At 48.2% G+C, this 10,602-nt stretch carries 10 protein-coding genes; all 10 read right to left on the bottom strand.

The annotated features are described in order from the left end of the window. Positions 1 to 119 precede the first annotated feature (119 nt). The 10 genes from AB1L17_RS05490 to AB1L17_RS05445 all read right to left on the bottom strand — a co-directional run bounded on the left by AB1L17_RS05490 (position 120) and on the right by AB1L17_RS05445 (position 10,546). Positions 120 to 1,250, bottom strand: a complete 1,131-nt coding sequence (locus tag AB1L17_RS05490; RefSeq protein WP_412843617.1) for an HAD family hydrolase — start codon at positions 1,248 to 1,250, stop codon at positions 120 to 122. Positions 1,251 to 1,264: 14 nt separating this feature from the next. Continuing rightward, positions 1,265 to 3,049 carry an ATP-binding protein gene (locus tag AB1L17_RS05485; protein ID WP_412843616.1) on the bottom strand — a complete coding sequence of 595 codons (1,785 nt, stop codon included), beginning with the start codon at positions 3,047 to 3,049 and terminating at the stop codon, positions 1,265 to 1,267. Between the two features lies 1 nt (position 3,050). After that, a complete protein-coding gene (locus AB1L17_RS05480) occupies positions 3,051 to 3,767 on the bottom strand; it encodes a response regulator transcription factor (protein WP_012686105.1) in 717 nt (238 codons plus the stop codon). An 88-nt stretch (positions 3,768 to 3,855) separates the two neighbouring features. Further along, positions 3,856 to 5,085, bottom strand: a complete 1,230-nt coding sequence (gene ccsB, locus AB1L17_RS05475) for a c-type cytochrome biogenesis protein CcsB (protein ID WP_412843615.1) — start codon at positions 5,083 to 5,085, stop codon at positions 3,856 to 3,858. A gap of 24 nt (positions 5,086 to 5,109) precedes the next feature. Beyond that, positions 5,110 to 6,738 carry a cytochrome c biogenesis protein ResB gene (resB, locus tag AB1L17_RS05470; protein WP_412843614.1) on the bottom strand — a complete coding sequence of 543 codons (1,629 nt, stop codon included), beginning with the start codon at positions 6,736 to 6,738 and terminating at the stop codon, positions 5,110 to 5,112. Positions 6,739 to 6,751: 13 nt separating this feature from the next. Continuing rightward, a complete protein-coding gene (resA, locus tag AB1L17_RS05465; protein ID WP_412843613.1) occupies positions 6,752 to 7,276 on the bottom strand; it encodes a thiol-disulfide oxidoreductase ResA in 525 nt (174 codons plus the stop codon). Between the two features lie 109 nt (positions 7,277 to 7,385). Continuing rightward, a complete protein-coding gene (locus AB1L17_RS05460; RefSeq protein ID WP_412843612.1) occupies positions 7,386 to 8,135 on the bottom strand; it encodes a pseudouridine synthase in 750 nt (249 codons plus the stop codon). 113 nt (positions 8,136 to 8,248) lie between these two features. Next, complete coding sequence (locus tag AB1L17_RS05455; protein WP_412843611.1) at positions 8,249 to 8,782, bottom strand: spore maturation protein; 534 nt, start codon at positions 8,780 to 8,782, stop codon at positions 8,249 to 8,251. Positions 8,783 to 8,793: 11 nt separating this feature from the next. After that, a complete protein-coding gene (locus AB1L17_RS05450; RefSeq protein ID WP_412843610.1) occupies positions 8,794 to 9,384 on the bottom strand; it encodes a nucleoside recognition domain-containing protein in 591 nt (196 codons plus the stop codon). Continuing rightward, positions 9,377 to 10,546, bottom strand: coding sequence for a D-alanyl-D-alanine carboxypeptidase family protein (locus tag AB1L17_RS05445; protein WP_412843609.1), 1,170 nt, complete (start codon positions 10,544 to 10,546; stop codon positions 9,377 to 9,379). Before AB1L17_RS05445 ends, AB1L17_RS05450 begins: the two co-directional genes overlap by 8 nt. Between the last annotated feature and the right edge of the window lie 56 nt (positions 10,547 to 10,602).

The following is a 10,602-nucleotide window of genomic DNA, read 5'->3' as shown; positions in this document are numbered from 1 at the left end:
CTTAAGCTAATGGCTACTACTGCCTTCACCATTCGGGACTTTAACCCTAGAGATAACGCCCATGCTGGGCGCACATGAAAGACTCCGCCGTTTTCTCCATACGGCGGAGTCTTTTTTGTCTACAGAATAGATAGAATGTCTCGGACATCGTCGAGGATGTAGTCCGCTTTTTCCTCTTCAAATTTGCTGCGTGCGTCCTGGCCAGACAGCCCCGTCAAAGTCGCTGCAAACTTGCAACCGATCGAGCGAGCCGCTAGAAAATCTGCTAGCGAATCTCCGACAATCAGCACTTCTTCCCCATTTTCAATTGGTAATGGAAAATGGACGGCATCGCTAATCGGTGTATCCAGTCCAAGCAACCCTTTCACATAGGAGTAAGGGTGTGGCTTGGACATCGGCGCAAAGCTTGGGTATGCTTCTTCCGCCTCAAGTACGTGAGAAGCCGTTACGACACGGTTCGGGTCAAACCACTCAAGGATATTCATCTCACTTAGAGGAACATGCGTTTCGATGGTAGGACGTCCTGTCCCAATTCCCAGCGTGTACCCTTTTTCTTTTAGCGTGCGGAACAGCTCAATCATCTCTGCTGGCGGCACAATCGGAATCTCGTCTGTCAAGAAGCCCTTCTTGCCTGGCTGCATAGTTTCACGACCAATCGATGCGGCCACGCGCTCATCACCCAGATACCATTCTTGAAACGTTTTTTGAACCAACTGCCATAGATCACTATTGCGAGAGAACATCTCTGTTGTCACACCGCAACGCTCTTTTGCAATTTGATTCAAATAGAGCAGCATTTCTGCTTTTTGTGCAGAGCCTTTTGCAAAATCAGCTGTAAACGCTGCGTAATCTACGTGAAAATCAGAAGCATGAGTAGCAGCCCACTCTTTTACTTGTGCCAGTTGCGGCCGATCAATTTGTCCGTTGAGAAGACTAGTCGCTTCTGGTACATGAGTTTTCACTGCTTCTAACAAACGAATCAACTGATAGGAAAACGCGAGGAAAACCATGTCCCAGTTGGAGTTGATTCCACGAGACTTGATAAAGTTCAACACGTCATCCGAAGCAAATACTTGCTCCCGCACTCGTCTGATCTGTGCTTCTTCTGGTGCAGGTGTGAACTCCTCGCCTGGAAGCCCCAAATACTGCGGACTGTACAAAAATTCCCATACCGTCAATGCAGAAGCATCAAAGTAACGCTCTTCACTCAACATAACCCCGTCAACATCAAATAAGATCGTTTTGATCATTTCTCTCTACACTCCTATTTGTTTTTCTGTAGCATCAAGGCAATTGTAAAAGTCGTTCCCTCACCCAGCTTACTTTGCACACTGATCGTTCCACCATGTGCTTCGACAAGGTTTTTCGCGATGGCAAGACCAAGACCAGTACCACCTAAACGCCCGCGTGTGCGAGCCTTGTCGGCTTTGTAGAATCGCTCGAATACAAACGGCAGGTCTTCTTGAGGAATGCCACTGCCTGTATCGCTGATCTCAATCAACAAAGCTTTATCTCCTCGAGCGCGAATGGTCACACTTCCCTCACTCGGCGTATGTCTTAATGCATTATCAATCAGGTTCGTCAGCACTTGCTCCATGCGATCGGGGTCGATGTGAACATGCGTATGAGTCGTAGATAATTCGAGGAACAAATGGATATCGCGTTCCCTTGCCAGATTACTGAACTTCCGTTGAATACGCTCCAAATAAGGTCGCAGCTCCAGCGTTTCCTGGAACAATTCAACATGTCCTGCTTCCATCCGGGCCAAGCTGAGCAATTCATTGACCAGCTTCGTCATCCGTGCTGACTCGTCATAGATGATCTGCGCCAGTTCTTTATGCTCTTCCGGTGTTGCCACGATATCGTCCACAATCGCTTCACTGTACCCTTGCAGCATGGATAGAGGTGTACGCAGCTCGTGTGATACATTTGCCACAAAATCGTTGCGCATCTTATCCAGCTTACGCTCCTGTGTGATGTCACGCAGAACTGCGACGGCACCGCGGATTTGATCCCGATCATTCAAAGGCGCCATGACAACGGACCATATCCGCCCTTGCACAGGGATATCCTCTGTCACTTCCTGTCCGGTCAGCAACACTTGCTGATAAAACGAGAACAACGGTACAGGCTCATCCGAATGCTCAAAATCCCAATCACGCAAGAATCGCTCAGCTGGGGGATTCGTGACGGCCAGCTTGCCATTTGCATCTATCATGACGACACCATCTACCATGCTACGAAGGACACTCGCTAGCTGCTCCTTCTCTTTGGACAATGCATCGACTAATTGATTGAGCTTGCTCGCCATCGTGTTAAACGAAGCAGCCAGCTCTCCTGTCTCGTCTTGCGTCCTGATTGGGATTTCCGCATGAAAATCCCCTTCTGCAATACGATGAGCGGTTTCTTTCATCTGACGCAATGGGATTGTAATACGCGATGAGAGGAAAAACGCGAATACCGTCGTAGAGACGAATCCGATGACTCCAACCACAAAAATTAAAAATCTGACTTCGCTAACCGTATCATCAAAATCTTCAATCGCCTGATACATGACCACCGCGCCTGTTTTCCCTTTCGTAATATCTAAGGGTACAGCGACGGCAAGCATTTCGTGTGTACTGTTCGTATGTTCAGCAGAATTTCCAATATCGATATATATCGTTTTAGGTGAAGGATGCTTGCCTGCAAGCGCATCACTCAGACGCAATTCAGGATCTCGAAGCAGCTTCTCTACTGGAATGCGAGGGAGCCCAGCCCCCTCGCTCATACCAATTTGCTTTCCTTTTTCATCTAAAACGACCATACCTGTATGATGCACCAAGCCAAATTTGGATGCCATCTCCAAAGCTGCTTTCATATCCGGACTCTGCGCCAAACCGATCGCCAAACCATCTGCCAGATCGTGCAAATTCTTCGACTGACGACTGCTGTAAAAGCTGTCAAAGGATTGGACGAGCAACAGACTAAATATCGTCAACACGAGTGCGAATAAGGCAATAATGGTCATCCATAGCTTACCGACTACACTGCGAAAAATAACGTCCACTTTACTTCGGCACCTCTAGCTTGTATCCGACGCCCCACACTGTCGCAATCATATTGGCTGCTTGCGGAGAAACACGGTTCAACTTCTCACGGAGACGCTTGATATGTGTGTCTACCGTACGCAAATCGCCAAAGAACTCGTAATGCCATACATCTTTTAGCAGCTCTTCACGTGTAAATACTTTATCTGGAGACAATGCCAGGTAGTGCAACAACTCATACTCTTTTGGAGTAAGGCTCACTTCTTGTCCACTCGCGATTACTTTGTGTGCATCGTGATCAATGGTCAATTCCGGGAAAACAAGAACGGAATGGCTATTGAACGTCTCTGTCTTCAAATAGGCGGTCGCAGAAGAGCGACGAAGAATGGCTTTTACCCGGTACATGACCTCGCGCGGGCTAAACGGTTTGACGACATAATCGTCCACCCCTGCCTCAAAACCGTGAACACGATTGGTTTCTTCCCCCTTTGCCGTAAGCATAATAATTGGGGTTGCCTTGAATTCACGTACTCGCTGGCATACCTCGATCCCGTCCATTCCCGGAAGCATCAGGTCGAGCAAAATAATGTCGTAATCACTTCCCACTGCCATTTCTACTGCTTGCTCTCCATTGTCTGCTTCATCAATCAGGAAGTTTTCTCTTTCCAGGTACATTTTCAGAAGTCTACGAATGCGCTCTTCATCATCCACTACGAGAATACGTGCCATTTTTTCCATAGGAAACACCTCTTGCTCTCATAATATCGTAAAACAGTTAGATGATAGTCCAAAAAGCTGGTGGAATAACCAGCTTTTTGTGGGATTCCTACACGCCAGCGTAGGAGTGCAATCCAGCAATGACCAAATTGACCACGACTAGTGTAATCAAAATAATGACAAACCCGATGACGGACATCCAGGCTGACTTCGCACCGATCCATCCGCGGGATAGACGCAAATGCAAGTAGGCACTGTAGAAGAGCCAGACAATCAAGGCCCATACTTCCTTCGGGTCCCAGCCCCAGAATCGGCCCCATGCCTCTTCTGCCCAAATCATTGCGAAGATGAGGGCCCCAAGGGTAAATACAGGATATCCGATACTGATTGCTCGATAGCTGATCTCATCCAGCAGATCTGGGTCCACACTCTCAACGGAAGGCTTAATGGCTGCACCCAGTCGTTTGCGGAAAATGAAGCGCAATCCACCGTATAGAATCACACCTGTAATGACTGACCACAGCATTGTGTTCAATTTACGAGCGGCGTCTTTCCCTTCCATCCAAGTAGGTGCCGTAAAGAGTGGAGAGATCGGCCCTTCCTTACTAATGGTCGAATCAGCAGGTGCAACAATTGCTGGCAGGATGTACTCCACTTTCGGTTTAACCATCTGTCCTGCTGCATTCATTTCTTCCTTATTCATTTCAAATACTGTCTTTTGATCCATACGAGCAAACGTAGAATCCATCAAAATGAATCCAACGAGCATCAGGACGACAGCCAACACAATTTCCAGCCATTTCGTACTTTTCGTGGAAATATGCTGCGGTACCGTACGGATCAAGTACATGAGTCCCGCCGCAAATCCAACAGCCAAAATCCCTTCACCCAGTGCTGCGGTAGTCACGTGAATGTGCAGCCAGTAACTCTGCAAAGAAGGAATCAATGGCGTGATTTCCTTTGGGAATACGTACGAATACGCGAGCATGATAACCCCAAGCGGCAGGACGAACGCCCCAATTGCGGTCAGCTTGTAAATCCGGTAAATAATCAAATAGGCCAAGATAATACAGTAATCCAAGAATGCCATAAACTCAAACATGTTGCTCGTTGGGCTATGGCCGCCAGCAATCCAGCGTGCGATCACGTACCCTGTTTGCGCCACAAATCCGACAACGGCTAACCAATAAGCAATCCGTCCATAGCGCTCTTCATGTTGCTTTGGATCACGCCCTGCCCAGTTTTTTCCCGTCACGGCTACTGCGAAGACGATGGATGCGATTACGTAGAGCAGAAACGCGATATCCAGTAACCAGTCACTCAATTGAATGAGCTGCACGTTGTTTGTACCCCCTTTGAAGCTTTATGCCTTTGTTTTATCTTCTATCGTGACAGGGAGCTCCACTCGTTTAACCAGCCCGTCGACTTCCCTGCGAAGACCGAACCAGTTTTTATTCGTATGGGCTGCTACCAAGATACTTCCCTCTTGTGTTTGTACCCAAACCCGTCGGTGCTGCCAGAACACGCCGATCGCAACACCTACGAGGAAGATGAACGATCCGAAGTAAATCAGCGGCAACGCTTTGTCCACCCGTACATTCAGCCCCGCAATATCGATTAAATCAGGCATTTGGATGACGAGCCCGAAACGTGGATCATCCTTCTGGGTGAGGATGGTGCCTTCGAGATAGACCAATTTTTCGTTCACCTTGCCATTTTCACCGATGACCTCCAGTGCCACCATCGGATTTTTAGGCAAATTGGTTTTTGTAGCCGGCTTGCCGTCTTTTCCCATCATAAAATCCGGGAAGTAGTCCAAAATCCGAACGGTGTACCCATCCGCGATGACCTGCTCTTGTTGTGGATTGTACAGATCAATTTTGATTTGACCGAGCTCTTTCTTGCCGTTTTTCAGGTCGACCAGCCCAAAATTAAGAGCTCCAAGCTGCATCTCCTGTACGCCGCTCTGATAAATATAGAGGCTATCCTGCTCCATCGGATGATTCACGACGATTGGACCCTTCTGCACTTCTACCAGATCAGGTTTTTTCCCTGGAACGTCAGCGCTTTTATTTTCATACAAAATGGCATCTGTCTGATAGCTTTTGACGATGGCTCCGCCGTTTAGCTCCAGCTGTTCCGGCATTTCTTCTTCCGACCAATACTCTGTGGTATAGTTCTCGTTTTTAATATAGTAAGGGGTATTCGGAATCGAAACCGTTTGTCCTTCGCGCACCCAGACGTACTCGTCCAAGTAGAAACCGGGCAAACTTCGCATCAAGGTGCCGACCAAAAACAAAATTAGGCCAATGTGATTGATATAAGGACCCCAACGACTGAAACGGCCTTTTTCCGCCATAATCGCGCGTTCTGTACGGAAAATGCGATATCCTTTTTCCTTCAACGCCAGAGCGGATTCTTCCAGTATCGCTTCCTGGTTGGTATCTGGAGACAGCACTCCTTCTGCAAACAGCTTTTGCCCCTTCAAGAAGGACTTGTGCTGGTTCAATCTAGGCTTATTCAATGCTTTATAGAGCGGTACTACACGGTCCAGACTACAGATAACAAGCGAGGTACCAAGCATCACCAGGAGTGTCACAAACCACCAGGATGAATACATGTTATGAAATCCTAGTCCGTAGAAAATCGTTCCCAGTGTTCCGTATGATTCCGTGTAGAAGCGGGCAACATCTGCTTCTGTCGGTACGGGAACCGGTATGTACATTTGTTGTGGAAAGATGGTTCCAACAGCGGACGCCACTAAAATGACAATAATGATACCGATTGCAATTTTGACCGAAGAAAAAAAGTTCCAGATTCGATCGATTACTTTCGTCTTATTCGTTTGAGAACGTCTTGCCATTCCTTCATAGCGCATGTCAGGAAACGATGTCTGCTCGTGAACTTCTACATCCAGAGGCTTCCCGCAAGACTCACAGAGCAGCGTCCCAACCGGGTTGGTATGACCACATTCGCATTTTCGCTGATCCATCATTGCTCCTCACTTACGGCAAGATTTTTGTAACTTTCGACTCAATCATTGCTTCATCTAACTGTCCGATAAAAATCTCTTGCACTTCTCCATCTGGGTCGATGAAAAAGGTCGTAGGAATCGGACCGATCCGATACAGCTTTGTAATTTGCGATTGGCGATCGAGCAAAATAGGGAAATCAATCCCGAACTGCTTCACGAATGGTTCCACCGCAACAGGCGACTCTCCGATATTGACACCGAGTACAACCAGTCCCTTGTCCTTGAACTTCGTGTATTGCTCTTGCAAGGCCGGCATTTCTTCTTTACAGGGCTCACACCAAGTGCCCCAGAAATTGAGAATAACACCCTTGCCTTTCAAATCTTCCAGGGTCACCTCTGGTCCATTCAGTTGCTCCAAGCTGAAATTCGGAGCATCACTGCCTACTTTCACAGCACCCGGATCTTTCACGAAGCTGGAATAGAGTGCAAAGACCAGAGCTACAAGCAAAAGACCCAGTACTGCGATCCTGACATATGTACGATTGCTTTTGTTCATGAAGCCCATACTCCCATCTACTGCTAATAATTTGCATCCTTTTCCCATTCTATTATAGCGTTCCTAGTTTTTCCGCCAGCGCACAACTTATGAACAGATTTTGAACGAATCAATGTTTGGGCCGCGGGCTGCGTTTATTTTGAACCAATCCCCGCTTCAAGCTCTCTACTTCCTCACCTGTGAGCTTGCGATATTCGCCCGGCTTAAGCCCATCTAATGTGAGATGCCCCAAGCGGATTCTCTCCAATGTCAAAACCGGGTGGCCGATCGCATCACACATTCTGCGCACTTGACGGTTTCGCCCTTCGTGTATCGTCAGTTCTACCAATGCCTTTTGGCTGCTAGAATCAGTCTTCAGCAATCTGGATTGACCAGGAGAAGTCATGCCATCCTCCAACCGAATGCCCGTTGCGAGCTTGTGGACCTTTTCCTGACTCGGGATACCTTTTACCCATGCCCGGTACACTTTATCGATCTCGTAGCTAGGATGTGCCAGCTTGTTGGCTAGCTCCCCGTCGTTCGTTAAGAGCAGTAAGCCGGAAGTATCGTAATCCAGGCGACCTACCGGATATACGCGTTCTTTAATCCCCTTCAATAGATCGATAACCACCCGTCTTCCACGCGGGTCTGTGACGCTAGTAATCACGCCTGTCGGCTTATACAGCAGCAGATATACATGCTGCTCCAGCGCTACCTGCTGTCCATTCACCACAATCTTGTCCGTGAGAGGATCAACTTTTATCCCCTGCTCTCGTACTATCTGGCCATTTACCTGCACCTTGCCTTGCGCAATTAATTCTTCACAATGGCGACGAGAGGCGACTCCAGCATGCGCCAATACTTTTTGTAAACGTTCCATCGTTGGTTCACCTCTACAACATCATACCCATTCTTACTAGTGTGGACAAGAAAAAGGGAAAAACTTCCCCATATCCATGAGGAAGTTTCAGTTAGCAACTCTATTTGCGCTCATCAACCGAAAACATAGGAGACAATGATTAAAGAAAAGATGACACCAGCCAAGTCAGACCAAAGGCCAACCTTTAATGCATAAGCCGAATTGCGAATGCCAACTGCGCCAAAATAAACGGTGAGGACATACAGTGTCGTATCTGTGCTACCTTGCATGGTGGCAGCCAGTCTTCCCAAAAAAGAATCTGGCCCGTATTGCGCAATCAAATCCGTTGCGATCGCGAGTGAGCCTGTTCCCGTCAACGGACGAAGCAAAGCCAATGGAACCAGCTCTTCCGGAAAATGCAGCAGGTCTAGAAGCGGTTTGAGGGCGCGAAGCAATAGCTCCAATGCCCCTGACTCCCGAAACATACTGACCGCAACCATCATGGCGATCAAGTGCGGTAGCACACGAATGGTAGTGGTTAAACCGCCTTTCGCACCGTCTACAAACGTCTCGTAAACGGGGACTTGCTTACGCCACCCATACAGCAAGACAAAGGCAATCGTAACGGGAATGGCCCAAAGAGAGAGCAGGGATACCCATTGGTACATAAGGACTCCCCCTATCTATGTCTTCGAATATACCGATAACGATACATGCGATCAATAAGCAAGGCTACGATCGTCGCAGCAAAGGAAGATAACAGCGTGGTCCCTACGATCTCTACAGGATTCACGGAACCATACTGCATGCGAATCGCGATCATCGTCGTCGGAATTATGGTGATACTCGCCGTATTGATTGCCAGCAATGTACACATGGCCGTCGAAGCGTTCTGCTTGTCTGGATTCAGCTTTTGGAGTTCTTCCATGGCTTTTAGTCCCATCGGAGTTGCGGCATTACCTAGCCCGAGTAGATTCGCACTCATATTCGAGAGGATGTACCCCATAGCAGGATGACCTTTTGGAACATCGGGAAAGAGTACCTGAATGATTGGAGACAAAACACGTGCCAATAGTTCAAGCAGTCCAGACTTTTCGGCAATTCGCATGATTCCCATCCAAAATGCGAGAACACTGAGGAGCCCGAGACAAACCGTTACGCCCGTCTTGGCTCCCTCAAAAGCTGCAGCATTGATCGCTTCCATTCGCCCTGTGATCGCGGCAACGACAATACTAATGACAATGAGACCGAGCCAGATGACATTAAGCACTCCACAGCCCCCCTGACACAATGTCCCAGAACTGCTGCCACACCGAGCGAGACACTTGAGGAGCTGCTCCAGTCGGCGCATCCACACTGACTAGCAATGGAACCTGCCCAATCATTTTTTCTTTTAAATACAGTTGAAGAAACCCCGCCAGTTGACCATTCATCTTCGGTGTTACGGTTGATTCTCCCATGACAACACGCTTCTGGATCGTCTCTTCCTCTGCATTTTGCAGCGGATACTGAAATGCGTTTGTCGTCACAAGATGGGCACCTGCTTCCATCGTGACAGGCGTATCTGGCTGTACTTCCTGCCCTTTACTCACTAGCTCCTTTAGTGGAAAATTCGTGAAGCCCCAATCCATCAGCTTGGCGGAGTCATTCCAGTCATCAGAAGCATTCAGCGTAATCGTCGCCAGCTGTCTGCCATCCCGTGTGGCGGAGGAAGCCAGGCAGCGCTTTGCCAGCTTGGTGTATCCTGTTTTTACGCCATCGGCTCCGTTGTACAGGTGAAGCATCTTGTTTTTGTTAAGCAGACGTCTGTCCCACTCTTCGCCTTCCCATGAAATATCCTTGACTTTTGTTGAGACGATTTGACGAAATACTGGATTATGTAGGGCATAGGCGGACAGCTTCGCCATATCTTCTGGCGTGGAGTAATGCTGATTACTGTCATCTAAGCCGTGCGGATTCGTGAAATTCGTATGCTCCATCCCAATCATCGCGGCCTTTTCATTCATCAAATAAGTAAAGCCTTGCACGGATCCACCGATATGCGTCGCAATGGTCACTGCTGCGTCATTGCCAGATCGCAGCATCAAACCGTAAAGTAGTTCTTCAAGCTTGAGCTTCTCCCCATTTTTCAAGTAGATCGATGATCCTTCCACGCCTACCGCTTCTGGCGGTACTTTTACCTCTGCATCCAGTTTGCCCATCTCAATCGCCACGATGGCTGTCATGGTTTTCGTCAGGCTCGCAATCCTCATTTTTTTCGTTCCATTTTTGGAATAAAGAATCCTTCCACTCTCCACATCGATCAGTGCTGCACCTTCAGCTGACAAGCTTGGTGGAGCAGCAGCAGCATGTACTTCAGCTGCCGGCGTAAGTAACAGCTGTATAAAAAGAAAAACGACGAGTACGCCGGACAGAAATTTTCGTATGTTCATAAACGTCCTCCCCATTTGAAAACTTGGGCTCGCCATTGCCTATAAGGCAAGAGAAA

The organism is Brevibacillus jepli (assembly GCF_047229145.1).
Classification (GTDB): domain Bacteria; phylum Bacillota; class Bacilli; order Brevibacillales; family Brevibacillaceae; genus Brevibacillus.
This window is presented reverse-complemented; position numbering and strand designations above follow the sequence as displayed.